Below are 20,869 nucleotides of genomic sequence, written 5' to 3'. Positions count from 1 at the left end.
TAGCCGGTCATTATCTACCGATTGCCACGATCCCGTCGCTTCCGATGCGGTCGCGTACGTCACGCACCGTTCCATGGCCGGGGATGGTCGCCTCCGCGGCGATCTCGGCCAGCGGCAGCAGCGCGAAACCGCGCAGGTGCAGGTAGGGGTGCGGCACCTGCAGCCCGGGCAGGTCGATCACCGCGTCGGCGTACAGCAACAGGTCCAGATCCAGGGTGCGCGGTGCCCAGCGCTCGCCGCGGGCGCGCTGGCGGCCATGGCGACGTTCCAGCGCCAGTAGCACCCGCAGCAGCGCCGGCGCCGGCAGCGCGGTCTGCAGCACCGCGGCGGCGTTGACGAAGTCCGGCTGCGTCTGGTTGCCCCAGGGCGGGCTGCGGTACAGCTGCGAGGCCCGCAGCAAGCGGGTCTGCGGCAGCGTGTCCAGCGTGGCCAGCGCCGCACGCAGAGTGGCGACCGCATCGCCGAGGTTGCCGCCCAGGCCGATGCAGGCCTGCACCGGCGCGGCGCGCAGCGGCCCGCTCACTCGGCTGGGATGGCGGCATCCGGCCGGCGCCGCCGGCGCCGCCGGCGCTTGGGGGTTTCCTCGCTGTCGGCCGGGGCCACCGCCACCTCGTCGCCGACATAGTCGATCTCCGGGTCGAAGCCGCGCGGCGGCGGCGCATAGCCGGGCTGCTGCTGCAGTTCGCGCCAGTAGGCGATGTCGGCCTCGTGCTCGGCCGAGGCCGACTGGCGCAGGATCAGGAAATCGAACGCGGCGCGGAAGCGCGGGTGCGACAGCGTGCGCAGCGCCCGCTTGCGCTGGCGCGAGGTGAAGCGCGACTGCAGCAGCCAGATCTCCTGCATCGGCAGCGAGAAGCGCCGCGGCAGCGCAACCGTGCTCAACTGGTGCAGGGTCACCCGGTCGGCGGCGCGGCGCTGCGCCTCCTCCACCTGCATGCCCTGCTTCTGCAGCGCCATCAGCGCACGGCAGTAGGCCGGCCACAGCAGCAGCGCGAACAGGAACGCCGGCGACACCGGCTCGTCGTTGGCCACCCGCGCATCGGTGTTGCGCAGGCCCTGGACCAGCATCCGGCGCAGTGCGCCGCTGCGGTTGCAACGCAGCGCCGCCGCGCTTTCCGGGAACAGCGCGGCCAGCAATCCGTAGCGCTCCAGGCCCTCGAAGCTGGCCACGCCGTTGCCGGACAGGAACAGCTTCAGCACTTCCTCGAACAGCCGTGCCGGCGCCGCTTCGGCCAGCAGCCCGGCCAGGCGCGGGAGCGGCTCGGCAGTGGCCGGTTCGATCTCGAAACCCAGTTTCGCGGCCAGGCGCACCGCGCGCAGCATGCGTACCGGATCCTCGCGATAGCGCTGTTCGGGATCGCCGATCAGGCGCATCAGCCGCGCCTGCACGTCGGCGAAGCCACCGGTGTAGTCGCGCACCGAGAAATCCTCGATCGCGTAGTACAGCGCGTTGCAGGTGAAGTCGCGTCGCACCGCGTCGTCCTCGATGCTGCCATAGACGTTGTCGCGGACCAGGCGGCCGTTGTCGAGCTCGCGGTCGCCGCTGCCGTCGTCGACGTTGGCGCGGAACGTGGCTACCTCGATGATCTCGCGGCCGTAGACCACGTGCGCCAGGCGGAAGCGGCGGCCGATCAGGCGGCAGTTGCGGAACAGCTGCTTGACCTGCTCGGGGGTGGCGTCGGTGGCGACGTCGAAGTCCTTGGGCTGCAGGTCGACCAGCAGGTCGCGGACCGCGCCGCCGACCAGGTACGCACCGAAGCCGGCTTCGCGCAGCCGGTACAGCACGCGCAGCGCGTTGGGACTGATGTCTTTGCGCGAAACGTTGTGCTGATCGCGCGGGGTCAGGTGCAGAGTGAACGGCGATGGAACTGGCGGATTGATGATGGCGCTTCCGTATCGAGTTGCGGGATTGCCGGCGGGCGGCTAGCTCCATATACTAGCGCCCTGCAACCGACGCGACCAATACGCTCCCTTCGTCTAATGGTTAGGACGTGGCCCTCTCAAGGCTAAAACAGGGGTTCGAGCCCCCTAGGGAGCACCACCGCCGCTTTGTCTGCAGTGAAGACCGCAAAAGCCCCGCCTCGCCGGGGCTTTTGCGTGATGGGCAACGCACTGCGGCCTGGTTCGCGGAGACGCCGTCGGACGACGCCCTGGTGTAGGACCAGGCAGGCGCGCTCGTCGGCGATCACCGGGGCGCCGCGCCCGCTGCACCAGGACGGATCGTCGGCTCCCTCGCCGGCCGCGAACCGGTCTGGAGACGCGGCGCCGCGGTCTCTGCTCTCGGCCACCGCATCGTGCGAGTGCAGGCTTTCCAGGTGACGTACCTGGATCCGCACGCCGTCGTAGCGCATCGCCAGCGTCTGCTGCAGGCGCCACGCCGCATCCTCTAGGACACATCAGGTTGGCGTCGTTGAGACGGGCGAATGCCTGTCGTCGGCGCGTCGCACCGCCGCCTGCACCGGCGTGGGCAGGCTCTGCTCGGCCAGTTCGATCAGCGCGTCCAGGTCCAAACGCACCACGCCGCCGAGCATCCGCCCCCGCTTCCCGTTCGTCCATGGCCTGCATCCGCTTGTGCTTCATCCGCCAGGCAGCTGGACAGCTCACCCCACGATGCCGCATCAACTCCAAAGCCGACAGGTTCGTCTTGCTCTGGCCCAGCAGCAGTCCAGTCCTCAGCGGCAGCCGGCGACGACATCCCCCGATTTTGAGTAGCGCCAAGGTTTGGAGTCCAATCCCCGCCGATCAGGAGATTGGACATGAAGAAGCGTTTCAGCGAAGAACAGATCATCGGCTTCCTGCGGGAGGCTGAGACCGGCGTGGCGGTCAAAGACTTGTGCCGGCGGCACGGGTTCAGCGATGCCTCCTATGACCTGTGGCGCAGCAAGTTTGGCGGGATGAGCGTGCCCGATGCCAAGCGCTTGAAGGATTTGGAGGCCGAGAACACGCGCTTGAAGAAGCTGCTGGCCGAGCAGGTGTTTGAGAACGACCTGATCGAGGATGCCTTGCGAAAGAAGTGGTGAGCGCACCGGCGCGGCGTGCGCTGGTGCGTGATTGGAAGGACAAGGGGCTGAGCGAGCGACGGGCCCTTGCTGTGATGTGCATGAGCGCCAGCGCGCTGCGTTATACGCCGGCCCAGGACCGCAATGTGGAGCTGCGCCGGCGGATCGTGGAGCTGGCGTATCGGCACAAACGCGACGGTGTGGGAATGATCTATCTCAAGCTCCGCCAGGAGGGATGGCTGGTGAACGACAAGCGCGTGGAACGGCTGTATCGGCAAGCGCAGTTGCAGGTGCGGCGGCGCAAGCGCAACAAGGTGCCATTGGGCGAGCGCCAACCGTTGCTCAAGCCCGAGGCCGCCAACCAGGTGTGGTCGATGGACTTGGTGTTTGATCGCACCAGCGAAGGCCGAGCGCTCAAGTGTCTGGCCATTGCCGATGATGCGACCCATGAGGCGGTCGCGATCGAGGTCGAGCGGGCCATCTCGGGGCATGGCGTGTGCCGTGTCCTGAACCGCCTGGCCGTGAGCCGCGGGCTGCCGCAGGTGATCCGCACGGACAATGGCAAGGAGTTCTGCGGCAAAGCGATGGTGGCCTGGGCACACGAAGGTGGCGTACAGCTTCGTCTGATCCAGCCAGGCAAGCCCAACCAGAACGCCTACATCGAGTCGTTCAACGGCCGCCTGCGCGAGGAGTGCCTCAACGAACACTGGTTCCCAAGCCTGCTGCATGCACGGACGATCATCGAAACCTGGCGCAGGGAGTACAACGAGGAACGGCCCAAGAACGCACTGTGCGGGCTGACGCCCGCCGCCTACGCCAAACAGCTGGCCAACACCGATATCATCAACCCCGGACTCTAAAGTCGACCGCTACTCAAGGCGGGGGGATGTCGCATCGGCGCTGACCGCACCCGGTCCTTGCCGCTGATGACGCCGCTGTCGAACCCGAACAGGAAGCCGCCGATGGTGGCCACGCAGCTGATCAGGATGATGAAGCGGGTGTTTTCGCCGGCGCCGGCGGTGCGGTCGAGGGGAACGCTGGACATGGAGTCGCTTGGTGTCGTGCAAGGAAGGGCCGGCGCATGTGGCGCGCCGGCCCGGGGACCGCGTCAGCGGAGCAGGTACTGGTTGATCAGGTTCTCGTAGGCCTCCTGGCGGCCGCTGCGCTGCTGCGGCGCGCCGCTGCGGCTGGCGTGGGCGTGCAGGTCGGCCAGCGAGCTGCGGCCGGCGGCGAAGTCGGCGCCGGCGCCGACTTCGAAGCTGGCGTAGCGCTCGCGGCGCCAGGTCTCCAGCGGCGAGGTCGTCAGCAGTGCGTGCGCCACTTCCAGGCCGCGCGCGAACGCGTCCATGCCGCCGATGTGGGCCAGGAACAAGTCCTGCGGATCGGACGACTCGCGCCGCACCTTGGCGTCGAAGTTCAGGCCGCCCGGGGCCAGCCCGCCCTGCCGCAGCACCACCAGCATGGCGCCGACGGTGTCGTACAGGTCGGTCGGGAACTGGTCGGTGTCCCAGCCGTTCTGCGGGTTGCCGCGGTTGGCGTCGATGCTGCCGAGCAGGCCGGCGTCGGAGGCCACCTGCAGGTCGTGCTCGAAGCTGTGCCCGGACAGGGTGGCGTGGTTAGCCTCGATGTTGAGCTTGAAGTCCTGGTCCAGGCCGTGCTGGCGCAGGAAGCCGACCACGGCGGCGCTGTCGAAGTCGTACTGGTGCTTCATCGGCTCCATCGGCTTGGGCTCGATCAGGAAATTGCCGGTGAAGCCGATGCTGCGGCCGTAGTCGCGGGCGATCGTCAGGAACCGCGCCATATGCGCCTGCTCGCGCTGCATCTGGGTGTTGTGCAGGCAGGCGTAGCCCTCGCGGCCGCCCCAGAACACGTAGTTCTCGCCGCCCAGCTCGACGGTGGCGTCGAGCGCGGCCTTGACCTGCACCGCGGCGCGCGCGACCACGTCGAAGTCGGGATTGGTCGAGGCCCCGTTCATGTAGCGCGGGTGGCTGAACAGGTTGGCGGTGCCCCACAGCAGCTTGACGCCGGTGTCGGCCTGGCGCTGCTTGGCGATCGCCACCATGTGCCGCAGGTTGGCCTCGTACCCGCCGATGTCCTCGGCATCCGGCGCCAGGTCCACATCGTGGAAGCAGTAGTACGGCACGCCGAGCTTGGTGAAGAACTCGAACGCGGCATCGGCCCTGGCCTCGGCGCGCGCCAGCGGCGTGGCCGCCTGGTTCCACGGATAGGCGCGCGAGCCGGGGCCGAACGGGTCGGCGCCGTCACCGCAGAAGCTGTGCCAGTAGGCTACGGCGAAGCGCAGATGCTCGGCCATGGTCGTGTCGCCGATGCGCTTGTCGGCGTCGTAGACCTTGAACGCCAGCGGGTTGTCGGAGCCGCGGCCCTCGAACGGGATGCGGCCAATGCCCGGGAAGTACTCGCGGGCGCCGATGAAGACGGAAGTGCTCATGAAGGGGCCTTGTTGCTCGGGGGAAAGGATCAGCCGGCGTAGAGCGGGCCGACGGCATGCAGATGGGAGAGGAACGTACGGTAATGCACCTGGTAGCGCATGACGCGCTGCGGGTGCGGGGTGGCCGCGAGGTCGGCGTCGACCTGCTGGTGCGCCAGCACCGCCGTCGCCAGATCCGGCTCGCCGCCGTCGTCACGCTCGCACGCCCACAGCGCCTGCAACGCGGCGCCGAAGGCCGCGCCTTCCGGCTCGCGCGGCACTGCCACCGGCAGGTCGAACACGTCGGCGACCATCTGCCGCCACTGCGCGCTGCGGCTGCCGCCGCCGGTCAGCAGGACCGTGTCGAAGCGCAGCCCGGCCGTGGTGAAGGCATCGTAGCCGTTGCGCAGGCTGTAGGTCGCGCCCTCCATCGCTGCGCGATAGACGTGCGCCGGCGTGGTGTTGTGCAGGTCCATGCCGAACAGGCAGGCGCGCGCGGCCGGCAGGTCCGGGGTGCGCTCGCCGTTGAAGAACGGCAGCATCAGCAGGCCGTCGGCTCCCGGCGGCGTGGCCGCCACCGCGGCCTCGGCCTGCGCGCGGTCGAGCCCGAACAGCCGCATCGCGGTCTCGGTGGCGACGGTGCAGTTCATGGTGCAGATCAGCGGCAGCCAGCCGCCGCTGGAGGAGCAGAACGCGGCCCAGCGCGCCGCCGGGTCCACCACCGGGCGGTCGGCATAGGCGAACAGTGTGCCGGAGGTGCCCAGGCTCATCGTCAGCCGCCCGGGCACCACGTTGCCGGTACCGATCGCGGCCATCATGTTGTCGCCGCCACCGGTGGTGACGCGCACCCCGGCCGGCAGCCCCAGCGGCTGCGCGGCGGCGGCCGACAGCGCGAACACCGTGCCCAGGTCGACCAGCGGCGGCAGCGCGTCGGCGAGGTTGCGCAGCGGGTCCACCGCCTCGAGCATGGGCGCAGACCACTGCCGCGTGCGCACGTCCAGCCAGCCGGTGCCGGAGGCGTCGCCGACCTCGGCGAAGCGCTTGCCGGTGAGCCAGAAGTTCACGTAGTCGTGCGGCAGCATCACCGTGGCCATCGCCGCGTACGCCTTGGGCCGGTGGCTGCGCGTCCACGGCAGCTTGGAGGCGGTGTAGCCGGCCAGGATCGGGTTGCCGGCGACCGCCACACTGCCGGCCACGCCGCCGACCGCGGCCATGATCGCCTCGCACTCGGCCTGGGTGCTGGTGTCGCACCACAGCTTCACCGGCGCGGTGACGCGGCCGTCGGCGGCCACCGGCACGAAGCCGTGCTGCTGCCCGGACACCGCGATGCCGCGGACGCGCGCGCGCTGGCCGGCATCCAGCCCGGCGAAGCAGTGCACGATGCCGTCGATCCACCACTGCGCCTGCTGCTCGCGCGTGCCGTCGTCGCGGCTGACCAGTTGCATCGGTGCGGCGACGGTGGCGACCACCTCGCGGCGCTGCGGATCGTAGGCCACCAGCTTCACGCTCTGCGTGCCCACGTCCAATCCCACGTACAGACTCATCGTTTCACCAGTCGGTTGTTGTAGTCGCAGTAGCGCGATTCCACGCCGAGGCAGCTCTCGTTGCGGGTGTCAAGCAGGTTCACCCCGTCCAGCGAGATCGACGGGGCATCATAAAAGCAAACCGTCCGACGACGCATCGTTATGCCTAAAGCGCTGTCAAAACGGAGGTGGACCATTGGCTTCAGGACGAATCGGGGCGATACCTGCTTACGGACCAGATGGCAGCCGGTGTATAGACGGCATGATCTCAATACAGGCTTCGGTACGGAACGTGAGAACCTTGTTCCAGATGCAAAGGGAAATGACGAGTGGCCGACACCATGAGGAAGAATACCGACGCTGGGATGAGGGGCGGAGCCTCCCGTAGTAGCGATGAAGCCTCTGTCATGGGGGTGGAGCGAAGGGGCGGCGTTATCCTGCCGACGAAGGTCGCCAACCTCCGGGGATGAGCGGCGTGAACTCGGCGAAACCTTACGGCATAGCGAAGCGGACGGTATGGGAGGCATACCAGCAGGTCAAGGCCAACCGCGTGCGGCCGGCGTCGACGATGAGACCATCGCCGACTTCGAGCAGGGCCTGTCGAAGAATCTGTACAAACATGTGGAACCGGATGTCGTCGGGGTCTTACTTCCCGCCGTCGGTCAAGCAAGTGGAGATTCCAAAGGTATCGGGAAGCACGCGAAAGCTGGGAGTGGACCGGCCAGATTTCCGTAGACACTCAGTCGCCGCTCTGCGCGTAGCGCCTTTCAAACTCTACCGGTGACACGCCGCCAGCGGAACCATGCCGGCGGATCGGGTTGTAGAACATCTCGATATAGTCGAACACGTCCGATGCCGCCATGGCGCGTGTCGGGTAGATCCGACGCTTGATACGTTCCTTCTTCAAGACGCTGAAGAAGCTCTCGGCCACGGCGTTGTCATGGCAGTTCCCGCGTCGGCTCATGCTCGGCACCATCCGGTGCGCCTTCAGGAACGACTGCCAATCGCTGCTGGTGAACTGCCAGCCCTGGTCGGAGTGCACCATCACGCCAGGACCGGGCTTGCGCCGCCACGCCGCTGCCACCAGTGCCTGCAGCACCAGATCGCTGGTCATTGTCGAAGCGGTTGCCCAACCCACGATCTGGCGCCAATACAGCTCCATTACCGCTGCCAAGAACAGCCAGCCCTCGTAGGTGCGGAGATAGGTGATGTCCGTGACCCAGACCTTGTTCGGGGCCTGCGGAATGAAGTCCCGGTTGAGCACATTCGCCACCACGCCGACCGGACCTCCCCGCTAACGCGGCTTGCTGCCGTAGCCAACCTGCGCTCGCAAGCCTTCGGCCTTCATCAAGCGCCGCACCCGGTGACGGCTGCAACGCTCGCCGGCCTCACGCAGATCCAGGGTGAGCTTGCGATAGCCGTACACCGCGCCGCTGGCCAGCCAGTGGTGCTTGATCAGGCCCAGCAAGCGCTGGTCCTCGCGTTCGCGGACGCTGGTGCCGTTGCGCAGCCAGGCCTAGTAACCACTGCGATGCACGCCCAGCACCCGGCACATCGTCGCCAGACGAAACTCCCGGACGTGCGCACGCATGAACGCGTACTTCGCCCTTACCCCTTGGCAAAGTACGCGGCGGCTTTTTCTAGGATGTCGCGCTCCTCGGTTACCCGCCTCAGTTCGGCCTTGAGCCGGCGAATCTCCGCTGAGTCGGTCGACGCCGCTGCAGCGCCGGCTGCCGGCGCCATCTTCCTGGCGGCCTGCACCCACCCGTATAGCGTGTGCTTGGGAATCCCGATTCGGGAGGCCACATCCACCACCGTGAAGCCGCGTTCGATCACCTGCTTCACCGCCTCGGCCCGGAACTCATCCGTGTACTGCTTGCTGTTGCCCATAAACACCTCGGTCATTGCCATCAATTATGGCGTCCGGATGTCTACGAAAGGCTGGCCGGTCCAATCAAGCGCCAGTTCGGCGACACCCAGGTCCGCTATCGCGGCCTGGCCAAGAACTCGGCCAGGTGTTGACATTTTTGCGCTGTCCAACCCATGGATGGTGCGCCGGCAATTGCTGCCGACCAGGGGGATGCTGCCTGGCGGCAGGATAAGCCGCCAGTTAAGCTGCATGATTTACGCGATTCGAGCCAGCTGCACCCCTCCTCTCAGCGATGATGATTGAAGCAGAGAGATGCTGGTCAGTTGCTCAGACCTTCCCTAAATCGGGCGAGATCACTACTTCAGCAAAACGCGCCGCTGGATTGTCCTCGACCGCGCCCGCCTGAAAGCACCCAATCACGCTCGCCACCGAGCGGTGCCGGGTCATCGCCATCACGGTCGGCAGGGGCACTCCTTGCTTGCCGGCCTCCCGGTCACACCGCATGTATCGTGGTGGGAGTAGAGAGTAGGTAGAATGACCCTGACGCGATTTCACCCACCGTTCTAAATATTGAAAGAACATGCACGATCTCAACGACCTGTACTATTTCGCGATGGTGGTCGACCACGGCGGCTTCGCCGCGGCCGAGCGAGCCCTGGGCATCCCCAAGTCGCGTCTCAGCCGCCGCATCAGCCAGTTGGAGACCGACCTGGGCGTGCGCCTGCTGCAACGCTCCACCCGCCGTTTCGCCGTCACCGACCTGGGCATGAGTGTGCATCGCCATGCGCAGACGATGCTGGCCGAGGCGCAGGCGGCGCGCGAGGTGGTGGATCGGCTCAGTGCCGAGCCGCGCGGGTTGGTCCGGGTCAGCGTGCCGGTGTCGCTGGCGCAGATGCAACTGCCCCGTTTGTTGCCGATGTTCCTCGACCAATACCCCAAGGTGCGGTTGCAGCTGAACATCAGCAACCGCCGCGTCGACATCATCAACGAAGGCTACGATGTCGCGCTGCGCGTGCGCTCACGCCTGGACGACGACGGTAGCCTAGTCATGCGCAGCTTCGGCCACGTGCAGGAACTGCTGGTCGCCAGCCCTAAGTACCTCGACCGCGCCGGCCGTCCCAAGGATCCAGAAGAACTGAATTCGCACGTGACCTTGAGCATCAGCGAGGACGAAGCGAGGCAGCGCTGGGAACTGCACGGGCCGGCCGGCGAAGTGCACCGCGTCGATCTGCAGCCGCGCGTGGCCGGCTTCGACTTCCCGCTGCTGCAATCGATGGTCAAGGACGGCTTCGGCATCACCCTGCTGCCGGAGACCGTCTGCGCCGATGCGGTGCGCAACGGCGAACTGGAAGTGGTGCTGCCGGAATGGTCGCTGCCGCAAGGCATCTGCCATGCCGTGTTCGCCTCCCGCCGCGGCCTGCTGCCGGCGGTGCGCGTGTTCATCGACTTCCTCGCCGAACACCTGCCGCGGCAGATCGAGGCCTCGCGCCTGGATTGCAGTAGCTGTCCGGAACGGGCCAAGGCCAAGCATTCGACCCTGGGCGCGATGGCGGTCGAGGCCGGCTGAGCAAAACCCATGCGATCGTGCGAAAATGCGCGGCCGCACATGTACCCTACCCTCCCGCGCTGCATGGCCACGCGCTCCACGACACGTGGCGGAAGCGAGTGCAGGGGCAGGCACAGTGAGCGTCGCGGCGCGGAAGTGCGCCCGGGTTGCTTGCAATCGGAGAGATGGCCGAGCGGTTTAAGGCACCGGTCTTGAAAACCGGCGAAGGGTCAAACCTTCCGTGGGTTCGAATCCCACTCTCTCCGCCAAACACCGCCGATTACCGCACAAATTGGTCAGCTATCTCTTTGATTATCAACCAGGTAGCGTCTTTTTGTTGGCTGCCCTGCCGACACCGGTTCTCGCACAGGCCCTACCAATTCCGTAACCCTCGTCGGGTTGCACCGCCACCACCGCTCCGCTCTCGCAGCAGTGTCAACATCGCCTAGAAGGGCTTGCGCGCCGGAAGCAAACAGGGCATCTTGTGGTCAGCAACATGTTGATAGCGCCACGAAATGACAGTTTTCTACACACCGGGCCAGTTAAGGAGCGCCGTCTCGATTGCGCCGGAGACATATCGGCACTGGAAAAAGGCCATCGTTTCGCTTGATCGCGGTCGCGGACATAGCCCCTGTTTCAGCTCAGGCGACATGGTCGCCGCGTCGGTCATTCGAGCGCTTGCTATCGACCTTTCGGTTCGTGTTGGTGCACTCGCTCCGATGGCGGAAACACTGTTTGAGCTGTGCAACAGATCACCGTGGCCGGTTCTCGAACGTACTAAGGTTGTCTTAAATTTGCAGGAGGCGGAGGTGCGCCTCGCTGAAGAGCTGGCGGAAGCGCACAGCGATCAACCGCTGATAATCATTCCTCTGAGAGCGATTGTTGCGCACTTGCGCGAGCAACTGCTTGCAGCAACCGATCATGTGGAGCGACGATCTTTGCTCTTTCCACCCATCCCGATCGCGAGCGCTGCAACGGCGCAACGAGGTCGGCCATGAGCGCGCTCGATCAGATAGCCTTGGCTGCACACCGCGCGGGGTATCGTGCCGAAGCCGTGGTGCGGGACTATGCGTTTGCTGATGTGCTTGCGGAAGGCAACGATACGCGTACCGTGCCACTGGTTGCGTTCACACGAACCCCTCCGTCTTATCGTTCGGCTGCCTTTGGCGTAGTTGAAAGTGACGGACGCTCCACCATCGAGCTCGTCCAGTCGCACCGTGCGCTCGGTGCGCCGTTGTTGTTTGTCATCGACCGCGATGATGTCACGGTCTGGCAAATTCGCAGCGAAGGGCCGCCGAGAGCGATCGAGAAGGTCAAGGTTGACCAGCTCACCCACCTATTCGAACGCAACCAAGCGGACTGGCATCCTGATGCGATCCATCGCGCAAAGGCGGTGGGGAGCCCCGCAGCCGGCCATCAGCTTGACTTCGTCGACCTAGGGCTCCTGCCGGCGATTGAAGGGGAAATCCATCTCAAGCTTGACCGCCTGCTTATCGAGACGCTCGATCTGGCCCGCAAGGCACCTGGTGGGGGTCGGCTCGACGTGCGAACCATGTTCAGGGTGGTATTCCGCTTGTTGGCCGCTAAGGTTCTAGAGGATCGCCGCCACCCGTTCTCGGCGGAGTGGAATGCGGACAATCTGTCTTCGGTTCTGACGGCTATCGAGCGTTATTATAGCCTGTCACAAATCGATGGGCGGACTAATCCCATACTGACACGTATGTTTGGTGCGGCATGGGCACATCTTCGCGCTGGAATTAACTTTTCCAACATCTCCTCGGACGATCTTGCATTCGTGTATGAGAATACGCTGGTGACGCCGGAGGCCCGCAAGCTGTTCGGGACGCACAGCACGCCGCGCCAAGTGGCTGAGTATATCGTTCAGCGACTAGAGTTGCACCGCTATAATCCGAGCGACCTTCAGATCTACGAGCCATGCGCTGGTGCAGGCGTCTTTCTAGTATCGGCGCTCAGACACTTGCGCGACCTGCTTCCCGTGGGATGGTCGGATCAAGAGCGTCACAACTTTCTGATCGAGCACATCGCGGGTGATGAAATCGATCCCTTCGCCTGCGAGGTGGCAACGCTTTCTTTGATCCTTGCTGACTATCCCAACCACAATGGCTGGCACATATGTGAAGCGGATCTATTCGTCGACGGTGCGTTGGCAAAGGCGCTGGTCGGCAAGAATGTGATCGTCTGCAACCCTCCTTTCGAAGCGTTCACCCAAGAAGAAAAGGAGCGTTATCCGGAAGCGAGCCGGAAGCCGACCAAGGCGGTCGCAATGCTCAGCGCGGTGGTTGATGCGCAGCCGCTCGCCATCGGGTTCGTATTGCCGCGGTCCTTCATACTGGAGAAGCAGTTCTCGGAACAGCGTCGCCGCATCGAAGATCTTTACGGCTTCGTCGAGATTGTTGAACTGCCGGACCGGATTTTTGGCGCATCGAGCGTCGAGTCCGCTGTACTGGTCGCGCGCGATCTGCGAGCCGAAGGATCGACGCGTGTTACAATCCGGTCAACAGAAGTTGCCGACCGAGATCGGGCGGAGTTCCTGAGAACTGGCCGCACGACGGTTCAGCGCGAGACCACTCGGGAAGTCGTCCAGCCGGCGGGGGAGCTTTGGATTCCGCCCCTGCACGATTTGTGGTCTTATCTTGCAGAAGCTCCGCAGCTCGGAACGATTTTCAAACCAAGATGGGGGCTCCGCTGGAATTATGAACAGGATCTCGCTGCAAGCGATGCCGAGAAGGAAGGCTTTCGCAGAGGGTATCTGAATGCCCGACGCTTCCAACAATATGTCGGCGTTCACGCTACCTGGCTGGATTTTAATCTAGAGAATCTGCGTGAGGGCTATGAGCAGGATTGGTCGAAGCCGAAGCTCATCATGAATGCGACACGGCTTAGCCGAGGTCCCTGGCGGGTAGGTGCGGTCGCCGATCGGGAATCGCGCCTCTACTCGCAGCAGTTCTTCGGGCTGTGGCCGCTCACCGACATGACGCCGGAAAGTCTGCTTGCTTTTAGCGCAGTTATGAATGGCCCAATCGTCAATGCCTATCTTGCTGTTCATTCACCAAGGGATCGCTTCCGTTCAAACGTGGTCGCACAGGCTCCGATGCCGAGCTACATTCCGAAGGAGCTGCCCGAGCTTGTCCACGAATATCTAAGTGTCCTAACCAAGGGTCGTCTCTTTGCAGAAGGCAGTGCGGATCTTGCCCATCTGCTCGCGGCGATCGATGCCGCCGTACTGCGTGGGTATGACCTGCCGCTGCGGCATGAGCGCCAGTTGCTGAACTTTTTCCGGGGTGCCGAGCGCCCGGTTCCTCATCAATGGGCGCATTGGGACGACTTGTTTCCGGTGCCGGGACTGACGCTTGCCGAGCGAATCTCCGGCCGGTTCCGGGCGAGTGGCGACTGGGTCAGAAAGGTCTTTCGTGCACTTCCCGATGAAGAGGTTACGCTGCTACGCGACTATGTGGCTTGACCAGGATGGACGCTTATTTCCTCGATACGACCGTTTTATCGATTTATCTTGATCTGACGCATCCGCTTCATGCTGAGAAAAGCCAATCTTTGAACGCGTTGCCAGCCGAAGCGCCACGCTTCGTTTCTACGGTCGCGCTTGCCGAACTCGCGTTCGGGACGCGCCTCGCGGCCGTTATCGGCAAGGGAAATCTTCCCGCACTTGACGCCATCCTTGCAGAAGCGCGGACCTACGCCGTCCTAGATATCACTCACCATACCGCGGCTGCCTACGCCGATCTGAAAGCTCGAATCGCGCAAAAGTATCTCGCCAAGGTTTTGCGAAAGGATCGTCCGAAATATATTGAGGAATGGGTAGACAAGGCCACAGGCAAAAAACTCGGCATCGACGAAAACGATCTGTGGATGTGCGCGCAGGCCAAGGAGCGCGACCTCGTTTTCGTGACCGCCGACGCGCGCATGAAGCGCATTCCCGATGCGGATGACGAAGTTAGAATGCTGATCGTCTAAACGACAACCATGATGAGACCGCACGACCTGAAATTATTATGGCCCTCTTGCATGTATTTGCTGTTGACTGGCCAAATGCTGTAGAAGAATGCGCTAAAATCAAATTGAAAATAGATCTGTCACCCGGCGTCAATCGATTCGGCGGCGGAACGCGACAGATGCGAACAGCAACAAGGCTAGGAACAAGTCGAAGAATATGCTGACACCGGGGGAAATATACTCCAATCTTGACGATCTCGCCGCGAAGCCTCCAGCAGGAGGCGAGTTCGGCTTGGCGTTGATGGAGGCGGTGGGCGCACCGCGTGCTACCATCACGAAACTGCGCGATACCGCTAAGGATAGTCTGATCAACGCGGTCGGAGGATGAGGCAAGCCATATCGACCACGCCCACGGCGCTCAGACCCTCGGTTTTTCGCCGTTTCCGGCGCATTTCCGGGGTATTTCCCGGATTACAGGCACACCCTCCCCACGACAGGCAGCAACTGCTTTCGCTTCAGCCACAGGTTCGACAGCGCAAACAGCGTCAGCACTTGCGCCGTGTTCTTCGCCAGGCCGCGATAGCGCACCTTGACGTAGCCAAACTGGCGCTTGATCACCCGGAACGGATGCTCCACCTTCGCCCTCAGGCTGGCCTTGGCGTGCTCCCAGCGCTGTGCCCACTTCAATTCGCGCTTGCTCTTGATCTGCTTCAGCTTCGAGGGCTTCTCCGCGATCAGATAGCGCAGCTTGCGCTTGCTCGCCATCTCCTCGCGCTTGGCCAGCCCGGTGTAGCCGCTGTCGCCGCATACCGTGTCTTCCTTGCCGTGCAGCAGCTTGTGCGCCTGGGTGATATCTGCGGCGTTGGCCGCCGTGCATTCCAAGTGGTGCACCAGCCCGGACTCATCGTCCACGCCGATGTGCGCTTTCATCCCGAAGTAGTACTGATTGCCCTTCTTGGTCTGGTGCATTTCCGGGTCGCGCTCGCCGTTCTTGTTCTTGGTCGAGCTGGGCGCGGCAATGATCGTGGCGTCCACGATGGTGCCGCCGCGCAGGCTCTGGCCCTTGCGCGATAGGTGCGCGTTGACCCGGTTGAACAGCGTGCGCGCCAGATCGTGCGTCTCCAGCAACCGGCGGAAGTTGAGGATCGTGGTCTCGTCCGGCACCTCATCCAACCCGCCGATCCTGGCGAAACGGCGCATCGACGCCGTGTCGTACAAGGCTTCTTCCGCGCCCGGGTCGCTCAGTGCGTACCACTGCTGCAGAAAGTGGATGCGCAGCATTGTCTCCAGCGGGTACGGCTGACGGCCCGGATGGCCCGACTTCGGATAGTGCGGCGCGATCAGCGCCAGCAGGTCTTTCCACGGCACCACCTGATCCATCTCGGCCAGCAACCTTTCGCGCCGCGTCTGCTTGCGCTTGCCGTTGTACTCCGCGTCGCCGAAAGACAATTGCATCGTCGTTGTCCTGTTGGGCTTTGTACGATTGTCGCAGGATCAGAGGGAGTTGTTCAGACCATCCCTAAAGACGGTGCATTCTTGTGGGCTCGGATGCTCCGTTTCGAAGCGACCGGACATGGAGGGGCGGACGCGGCGCTGGACCGGATACGCGTGGAAGCTGACGCTGCACCTAAGGGACGACGTCCTCGGATATTGCTCGTCTATGATGGTGAGCGCATCGCTGCCTATGATACAAGCCCGAAGTTCGACGAGGAACCGCTGCGTGTCGGCCTCGATATGCTCTCGCTGGAGGGCGACGTTTTTTTCCGCTTGGCGGACACGAGCGATACGTTCCGAAAAAAGAGCGCATGGCCGATGTGCGGGCCACGCGATTCATTTCGCGCTTCCATGACGCGGTACGGTACGCGACGCCAATCCTGGTTGGAAGACAGATGCGGATCGTCACGCGCTTAATATCTTCATGGCGCGCATACTATTTTGCCTGTTCTCGGATGATGTCGGCATCTTCGATAAGGACGTGTTTGAAACCGCTGTGCGGCAGTCGAACGTGGATGGCAGTGATCTTGCCGCGTTTTTTGACAGCGCTTTCAAGTACATGGACACATCACCAGAGAAGCGATCGTCAGAGACGCGTCCTTGGTCGAAGCTGAAGTATGTAAACGGCTCCTTGTTCGAAGAAGACGTGCCCATGCCGGTGCTGGATGGGCGTTGCCGCAAGCTTCTGCTCGACTGTGCAGGGCTGAATTGGAAGCTCATCAATCCTGACATCTTTGGCTCAATGCTTCAGGCCGTTGTTGACGTTGAGAAGCGCGGCGAACTGGGGATGCAGCATTACACATCGCCAGCCAACATCATGAAGGTGCTGGAGCCCATCCTTCTCGATTCACTGCAAGCGGAGTTGGAACGGGCTGGAGCGAACATGGGGCGCCTGCGCGAATTCCTTGAAAGGCTCGGCCGCATCCGCGTGTTCGACCCGGCATGTGGCTCCGGCAACTTTCTGATCCTCGCCTACAAGGAGCTGCGGACTCAAGGGCACCTCTAAGAACCTGTTCACGATCTTTCCCGGGTAGTGCAAACTCTGCGGATGCGCACAAAGACGTATCCGAGTGACATGAGCCGGGAGCGGTTCGAGCAGATCCGCTCCATTCTGGAGCAGGCGCGCAAGCGTACCAAGCCACGGACCGTGGATCTGTAGGACGTATGGTGCGCGGTGCTGTACCTGCTGCGCACCGGCTGTCAGTGGCCAGCGCTGCCCAGCGACTTCCCGAAGTGGCGCACCGTGCACTGCTACTTTGCCAAGTGGAGCGAACCAGACGATGAAGAAGTGAGCCTGCTGGAGCGGGCGCTCAAAAAATCAGGTTGGCGCGGCCCGCCAGAGACAGGGGCGCAACGCTTGCAGCACGTTCTTGATCGTGGACGCACAGAGCGTGAAGAACACGGACACGGCCGGCCAGAAGGGTTATGACGCGGGCAAGAAGGTCTCGGGGATCAAGCGTCGCATCGCCGTCGATACCCAAGGCCTGCCGCATGCGGTCGCGGTGACGAGGGCGGAAGTGACCGACCGCAAAGGCGCGCTCCAATCCCTGGATCGTTGCAAGCCGAACCTGGGACACGTGCAAAGCCTGTTGTGCGATAGCGGCTATACCGCAGAACCATTCGCCGAAGGCGTACGAGAGATCCTGGGCAAGCAAGTCACGGTGCAGATCGCCAAACGCAGCGAACTGCACACCTTCAAGGTCATGCCCAAGCGCTGGAGCGTCGAACGCAGCTTTGCGTGGCTGGAAAAGAACCGAAGGCTATGGAAGAACTGCGAGCGTAAGCTCAACACCAGCTTGCAGTTCATCCACCTGGCATGCCTGACACTACTACTCAAAAGATCGTGAACAGGTTCTAAAAACCCCCGATTCTTGGCATCATGATTTTATTGCCATCGAGGGGTAAGTGCCGATGATCAGTCTGTTTGCCGGAGCCGAGCGCGAAGCCAAGCGCGAGCAATTGAGCGATCCACTGGAGTTGCTGTGGCGGCACATCGACTTCGCCGCGATCGCAGCGGTGATCGATGGCCGACTTCGCCTGGGCACCGGCCGCAAGGGCGGCCGCCCGGCGTGGCCGACGGAGTTGATGATCCGGCTGCTGTTGCTGCAACAGTTGTACAACCTGTGCGAGGAGGCGCTGGAGTACCAGGTACTGGACCGTCGCAGCTTCCAGCGCTTCCTGGGACTGGAGCACAGTGGCAAGGTGCCCGATGCCAAGACGATCTGGGTGTGGCGCGATCGGCTCAAGAAGCAGGATCTGATCGGCGAGATCAGCGGGGCGGGTTCATTGCCCGGGGCGGACAGATCGTCGATGCGAGCATCGTCAGTGCGCCGATCCAGCGCAACACGCCGGAGGAGAACGCCCAGATCAAGCAGGGCCAGAAGCCGCAAGGCTGGAGCGATGCCAAGCGAGGGCAGAAAGATGTACAGGCGCGCTGGACGCGCAAGCATGGCAAGGCCCATTACGGCTACAAGCTGCACGCCAACACGGATCGGCGCAGGGGCTTCATCGGCCGGCACGAGGTGAGCGCGGCCAACGTGCACGACAGCCGGCACTTTGAGACGCTGCTCGATCCGGCCAACACCGGGCGTACGGTAGGGGCCGACAGCGCCTATGCCAACCGGGCCCGGGAAGCCGAGCTCAGGCGACAAGGCTACCGAGCGGACATCCAGCACAAGGGCCAGGCGGACCAGCCGCTCAGTCCGGTCCAGCAGCGTCGGAACCATCGCATCGCCAAGGACCGGGCGTTGGGCGAACACCCGTTTGCCCGGCTCACCCAGCAGGGCGGCAAATGCCGACGGACGATTGGCCTGGCGCGTGCCCAGGTGGTGATCGGCCTGAAGGTCGCCGCGCACAACCTGATGCGGCTGGCGCGGCTGCAGAGCCAGGGGATCGTGCCCGCGTGAGCGGAAACGGCGGCTGGCAGACCCGCTTGGCGGGCATCGTCGGGGCCATCGCCCAGCCCACGATCTTGCGCGAGTACAGGTCCAGCACGGCGGCCAGATACAACCAGCCGCGTTCTGTGCGGATGTAGGTGATGTCGGCCACCCAGGCGTGGTCGGGTGCGCTGGGCTTGAAGCGCCGGTCCAGGACGTTGGCCGCCACGGGCAAATCGTGCCGGCTGTCAGTGGTATGGATGAACTTGCGTTTCCAACGCGCCTTCAGTCCTTGCTGCTTCATCAGCCGGCGGACCCGGTGGCGGCCAGCGGGCAGGCCCTGGGCCTTCAAGCTGGCGCTCAACCGGCGACTGCCGTAATTGCCGCCGCTGGCCTGGAAGGCGGCCTGCAAGGCCGCCACGAGCGCGCCAACGCGCGGGGCTGACCGCCGTCGGCGCGCCGCGTACACCCCCGAACGACTCACTCCCAGCAACCGGCACAGCCGGGCAGTCTGCTGGGCCTTCTCCTGCCACTGCTGGATCACCTGCTGGATCACTTCAGTTCTCGGGCGAAGAAGGCCGATGCTTTTTTTAACAGGCTGTTGTCCTCACGCAGCCGCTGGTGCTCCCGCTCCCATTCACGGATGCGTTGCTGCTCCTGCGTCAGCAGCCGGCCTTGTCCCGGCTGGCCGCTCTGCTCTGCCTGGTGCTGGGCCAGCCAGCGACGCACGGCACTATCGACCAAATCCAGATCGCGGCATCACTGGCCCACGCTCAGGCCCTGGTCTCGGATCATCTGCACTACCTGCAGCTTGAAGGCACTATCGATGTTTCTACGCGGGCGGGAGGTCATGTCGGGCTCGGTTCTCGTTGGGGATGATCTTCCCCTATCGAGGTGTCCACGAGAATTAGACTAGGACACTCTCCACCCGGTTGGGTGAAGAACCAAAAAAATCCGGCATCGCCGGACTTGGGGTTCTTGCGAAAATGTGGCGTCCCCACGGGGATTCGAACCCCGGTCGCCACCGTGAAAGGGTGATGTCCTAGGCCTCTAGACGATGGGGACGCTGATAACGATGTCGCTTTGCGGACAGGCCTGACGCCCGAAAAGTTGGTGGAGCCAGCCGGGATCGAACCGGCGACCTCTTGCATGCCATGCAAGCGCTCTCCCAGCTGAGCTATGGCCCCACGTGTGCTGCGAGGAGCAGAATAGTAGCGATAGCATCGGAGGCGCGCAAGCGTTTTTTGAAGCTTTTTTAACGCGGCGGACACGCGACGACGCCGTCGGCATTGGTCAGCGTCGCCGCGGCGTTGACGCAATCCCCTGCGATTGCGCAAAACGTCGCGCGCATGGGAGCGAACTGGTCGGGCGGCAGGGCCGTTGGCAAAGGCTGCACGGCTTTTCAGCAGGAAGATGCCGTGCGCATCCGCTGCAACGCCTGCACCGCTGCACGTGCGCCGACCGCTACCGGCACGCGCGCACGCTGCGATCGTCGTGGGATGGCACGTCGCGGAAATGAAAACGGCAGCCGAAGCTGCCGTAAGTCATTGGTGCCGAAGGTGGGACTCGAACCCACACGCTTTTAAGGGCGGCGGATTTTGAGTCCGCTGCGTCTACCGATTCCGCCACTTCGGCGCGGCTGATCAGTATAGACGAGTACAGGAACCAGCGACAGTGGTAAATGCTTCATCTTTACCGGGATCGGCGTCTCGACGAGGCGATCATGGCTGCCGCTATACTTTTATTTTCCAAGACCTTAACGAGCAAGCGATGTCGGCATTGCGGGGCCTGCGTATCCTGGTGGTTGAGAACGACGCGATGAACGCCACACTGTTGGAGTTGCAACTTGCTCAGGCTGGCGCCGAGGTCGTGGGCCCGGCCGAGTCGGTACAGCAGGCGCTGTCGATGATTGAACGCGAACGACCGAACCGTGCGGTGCTCGACTTCCGCTTGGCGGCCGGCGAGACCAGCGAGCCGGTTGCCAGGGTACTGAGCGAGCATGCAATCCCGTACGTCCTGGCCACGGGCGTCGCCGCCGACTCGCTGCCTGTCGGCTTCGCCGCCGGTGTGGTGCTGACCAAGCCCTATCTGTCCGAACAGCTGATCAAGGCGCTGCACGATGCTCACGCAAAAATGACCGGTCGACCTTGATACTCCTACGTTT

16 protein-coding genes, 5 tRNA genes and 7 pseudogenes are annotated in these 20,869 nt (G+C 63.7%); 13 read left to right on the top strand and 15 right to left on the bottom strand.

From position 1 onward, the window contains the following. Positions 1 to 10: 10 nt before the first annotated feature. Together folK and pcnB are read right to left on the bottom strand one after the other, a co-directional pair. Complete coding sequence (gene folK / locus G4Q83_RS07970; RefSeq protein WP_128421332.1) at positions 11 to 523, bottom strand: 2-amino-4-hydroxy-6-hydroxymethyldihydropteridine diphosphokinase; 513 nt, start codon at positions 521 to 523, stop codon at positions 11 to 13. Continuing rightward, positions 520 to 1,884 (bottom strand): polynucleotide adenylyltransferase PcnB, encoded by a 1,365-nt coding sequence (gene pcnB, locus G4Q83_RS07965; protein ID WP_128421333.1) that lies wholly within the window; start codon positions 1,882 to 1,884, stop codon positions 520 to 522. The genes folK and pcnB overlap by 4 nt, the downstream gene beginning before the upstream one ends. Positions 1,885 to 1,966: 82 nt before the next feature. Here pcnB and G4Q83_RS07960 point away from each other — a divergent pair. Beyond that, positions 1,967 to 2,041: transfer RNA gene (locus G4Q83_RS07960), tRNA-Glu, on the top strand. Between the two features lie 229 nt (positions 2,042 to 2,270). On the opposite strand, the pseudogene G4Q83_RS07955 reads toward G4Q83_RS07960, so the two are convergent. Together G4Q83_RS07955 and G4Q83_RS23190 are read right to left on the bottom strand one after the other, a co-directional pair. After that, a pseudogene (locus tag G4Q83_RS07955) lies at positions 2,271 to 2,516 on the bottom strand (GTP cyclohydrolase, FolE2/MptA family); the annotation flags it as partial. Positions 2,517 to 2,541: 25 nt separating this feature from the next. Beyond that, a pseudogene (locus G4Q83_RS23190) lies at positions 2,542 to 2,661 on the bottom strand (IS1595 family transposase); the annotation flags it as partial. A 95-nt stretch (positions 2,662 to 2,756) separates the two neighbouring features. Here G4Q83_RS23190 and G4Q83_RS07950 point away from each other — a divergent pair. Next, positions 2,757 to 3,859 (top strand): IS3 family transposase gene (locus G4Q83_RS07950; RefSeq protein WP_128421334.1). Its coding sequence is split into 2 segments (ribosomal slippage): positions 2,757 to 3,015 and positions 3,015 to 3,859, totalling 1,104 coding nucleotides; the frame shifts between segments, so codons are not numbered across the junction. On the opposite strand, the gene G4Q83_RS07945 is transcribed toward G4Q83_RS07950, so the two are convergent. The 4 genes and pseudogenes from G4Q83_RS07945 to G4Q83_RS07930 form a co-directional block, all read right to left on the bottom strand. Next, positions 3,856 to 4,044, bottom strand: coding sequence for a hypothetical protein (locus G4Q83_RS07945; RefSeq protein WP_128421335.1), 189 nt, complete (start codon positions 4,042 to 4,044; stop codon positions 3,856 to 3,858). The two genes, G4Q83_RS07950 and G4Q83_RS07945, sit on opposite strands and share 4 nt — an antisense overlap. Before the next feature lie 63 nt (positions 4,045 to 4,107). After that, on the bottom strand, positions 4,108 to 5,448 hold the full coding sequence (xylA, locus tag G4Q83_RS07940; protein WP_128421336.1) for a xylose isomerase: 1,341 nt from the start codon (positions 5,446 to 5,448) through the stop codon (positions 4,108 to 4,110). Between the two features lie 29 nt (positions 5,449 to 5,477). Further along, on the bottom strand, positions 5,478 to 6,971 hold the full coding sequence (gene xylB, locus G4Q83_RS07935; protein ID WP_128421337.1) for a xylulokinase: 1,494 nt from the start codon (positions 6,969 to 6,971) through the stop codon (positions 5,478 to 5,480). A gap of 718 nt (positions 6,972 to 7,689) precedes the next feature. After that, positions 7,690 to 8,840 (bottom strand): annotated as a pseudogene (locus G4Q83_RS07930) (IS3 family transposase). A 63-nt stretch (positions 8,841 to 8,903) separates the two neighbouring features. On the opposite strand from G4Q83_RS07930, the pseudogene G4Q83_RS24540 reads away from it, so the two are divergent. Next, a pseudogene (locus G4Q83_RS24540) lies at positions 8,904 to 9,030 on the top strand (IS5/IS1182 family transposase); the annotation flags it as partial. A gap of 117 nt (positions 9,031 to 9,147) precedes the next feature. On the opposite strand, the gene G4Q83_RS24065 reads toward G4Q83_RS24540, so the two are convergent. Continuing rightward, entirely contained in the window at positions 9,148 to 9,276 is a 129-nt protein-coding gene (locus G4Q83_RS24065; protein ID WP_281402009.1) for a hypothetical protein, read from the bottom strand. Between the two features lie 124 nt (positions 9,277 to 9,400). Here G4Q83_RS24065 and G4Q83_RS07920 point away from each other — a divergent pair, with 124 nt between their 5' ends. From G4Q83_RS07920 to G4Q83_RS07900, 5 genes are all read left to right on the top strand, one after another. After that, positions 9,401 to 10,387, top strand: coding sequence for a LysR family transcriptional regulator (locus G4Q83_RS07920; RefSeq protein ID WP_128421816.1), 987 nt, complete (start codon positions 9,401 to 9,403; stop codon positions 10,385 to 10,387). A gap of 158 nt (positions 10,388 to 10,545) precedes the next feature. After that, positions 10,546 to 10,635, top strand: a tRNA-Ser gene (locus G4Q83_RS07915). Positions 10,636 to 10,881: 246 nt separating this feature from the next. Continuing rightward, positions 10,882 to 11,364, top strand: coding sequence for a hypothetical protein (locus G4Q83_RS07910; protein ID WP_128421817.1), 483 nt, complete (start codon positions 10,882 to 10,884; stop codon positions 11,362 to 11,364). Further along, complete coding sequence (locus G4Q83_RS07905; RefSeq protein ID WP_128421818.1) at positions 11,361 to 13,847, top strand: HsdM family class I SAM-dependent methyltransferase; 2,487 nt, start codon at positions 11,361 to 11,363, stop codon at positions 13,845 to 13,847. Before G4Q83_RS07910 ends, G4Q83_RS07905 begins: the two co-directional genes overlap by 4 nt. A 5-nt stretch (positions 13,848 to 13,852) precedes the next feature. Next, on the top strand, positions 13,853 to 14,356 hold the full coding sequence (locus tag G4Q83_RS07900; protein ID WP_128421819.1) for a PIN domain-containing protein: 504 nt from the start codon (positions 13,853 to 13,855) through the stop codon (positions 14,354 to 14,356). A gap of 450 nt (positions 14,357 to 14,806) precedes the next feature. Here G4Q83_RS07900 and G4Q83_RS07895 read toward each other — a convergent pair whose 3' ends face one another. Then, the gene (locus G4Q83_RS07895) at positions 14,807 to 15,790 is read right to left on the bottom strand and encodes an IS5 family transposase (RefSeq protein WP_185817191.1); all 984 of its coding nucleotides are present in this window, start codon (positions 15,788 to 15,790) and stop codon (positions 14,807 to 14,809) included. Positions 15,791 to 16,247: 457 nt separating this feature from the next. On the opposite strand from G4Q83_RS07895, the gene G4Q83_RS07890 reads away from it, so the two are divergent. From G4Q83_RS07890 to G4Q83_RS07880, 4 genes and pseudogenes are all read left to right on the top strand, one after another. After that, the gene (locus tag G4Q83_RS07890; protein WP_343068483.1) at positions 16,248 to 16,835 is read left to right on the top strand and encodes a type IIL restriction-modification enzyme MmeI; all 588 of its coding nucleotides are present in this window, start codon (positions 16,248 to 16,250) and stop codon (positions 16,833 to 16,835) included. A 42-nt stretch (positions 16,836 to 16,877) separates the two neighbouring features. Next, positions 16,878 to 17,676, top strand: a pseudogene (locus G4Q83_RS07885) (IS5 family transposase). Positions 17,677 to 17,740: 64 nt separating this feature from the next. Continuing rightward, a pseudogene (locus tag G4Q83_RS24535) lies at positions 17,741 to 18,010 on the top strand (transposase); the annotation flags it as partial. Between the two features lie 47 nt (positions 18,011 to 18,057). Continuing rightward, on the top strand, positions 18,058 to 18,735 hold the full coding sequence (locus G4Q83_RS07880) for an IS5 family transposase (RefSeq protein ID WP_211288376.1): 678 nt from the start codon (positions 18,058 to 18,060) through the stop codon (positions 18,733 to 18,735). A 73-nt stretch (positions 18,736 to 18,808) separates the two neighbouring features. On the opposite strand, the pseudogene G4Q83_RS24530 reads toward G4Q83_RS07880, so the two are convergent. From G4Q83_RS24530 to G4Q83_RS07860, 5 genes and pseudogenes are all read right to left on the bottom strand, one after another. Continuing rightward, positions 18,809 to 19,249 (bottom strand): annotated as a pseudogene (locus tag G4Q83_RS24530) (IS3 family transposase); the annotation flags it as partial. Between the two features lie 8 nt (positions 19,250 to 19,257). Further along, positions 19,258 to 19,434: a hypothetical protein gene (locus tag G4Q83_RS07875; protein ID WP_158255007.1), complete on the bottom strand. Its 177-nt coding sequence runs from the start codon at positions 19,432 to 19,434 to the stop codon at positions 19,258 to 19,260. 260 nt (positions 19,435 to 19,694) lie between these two features. Beyond that, positions 19,695 to 19,770: transfer RNA gene (locus G4Q83_RS07870), tRNA-Glu, on the bottom strand. Positions 19,771 to 19,816: 46 nt separating this feature from the next. Beyond that, positions 19,817 to 19,892: transfer RNA gene (locus tag G4Q83_RS07865), tRNA-Ala, on the bottom strand. A 361-nt stretch (positions 19,893 to 20,253) separates the two neighbouring features. Next, positions 20,254 to 20,340, bottom strand: a tRNA-Leu gene (locus G4Q83_RS07860). Between the two features lie 135 nt (positions 20,341 to 20,475). Between G4Q83_RS07860 and G4Q83_RS07855 the strand changes: the two genes are divergently transcribed. Beyond that, positions 20,476 to 20,856 carry a response regulator gene (locus G4Q83_RS07855; RefSeq protein ID WP_128420068.1) on the top strand — a complete coding sequence of 127 codons (381 nt, stop codon included), beginning with the start codon at positions 20,476 to 20,478 and terminating at the stop codon, positions 20,854 to 20,856. Positions 20,857 to 20,869 lie beyond the last annotated feature (13 nt).

Origin of the sequence: Xanthomonas theicola (assembly GCF_014236795.1) — a bacterium.
In the GTDB taxonomy this organism is placed as follows: Bacteria; Pseudomonadota; Gammaproteobacteria; order Xanthomonadales; family Xanthomonadaceae; genus Xanthomonas_A; species Xanthomonas_A theicola.
Note: the sequence above shows the minus strand (reverse complement) of the source record. Positions and strands in the feature narration are given on the sequence as shown.

Bases quoted from the DNA above. Each gene is read 5' to 3' on its own strand.
- G4Q83_RS07945 (WP_128421335.1), bottom strand. From the start codon at position 4,044: ATGTCCAGCGTTCCCCTCGACCGCACCGCCGGCGCCGGCGAAAACACC.
- xylA (WP_128421336.1), bottom strand. From the start codon at position 5,448: ATGAGCACTTCCGTCTTCATCGGCGCCCGCGAGTACTTCCCGGGCATT.
- xylB (WP_128421337.1), bottom strand. From the start codon at position 6,971: ATGAGTCTGTACGTGGGATTGGACGTGGGCACGCAGAGCGTGAAGCTG.
- G4Q83_RS07920 (WP_128421816.1), top strand. From the start codon at position 9,401: ATGCACGATCTCAACGACCTGTACTATTTCGCGATGGTGGTCGACCAC.
- G4Q83_RS07910 (WP_128421817.1), top strand. From the start codon at position 10,882: ATGACAGTTTTCTACACACCGGGCCAGTTAAGGAGCGCCGTCTCGATT.
- G4Q83_RS07905 (WP_128421818.1), top strand. From the start codon at position 11,361: ATGAGCGCGCTCGATCAGATAGCCTTGGCTGCACACCGCGCGGGGTAT.
- G4Q83_RS07900 (WP_128421819.1), top strand. From the start codon at position 13,853: ATGGACGCTTATTTCCTCGATACGACCGTTTTATCGATTTATCTTGAT.
- G4Q83_RS07895 (WP_185817191.1), bottom strand. From the start codon at position 15,790: ATGCAATTGTCTTTCGGCGACGCGGAGTACAACGGCAAGCGCAAGCAG.
- G4Q83_RS07855 (WP_128420068.1), top strand. From the start codon at position 20,476: ATGTCGGCATTGCGGGGCCTGCGTATCCTGGTGGTTGAGAACGACGCG.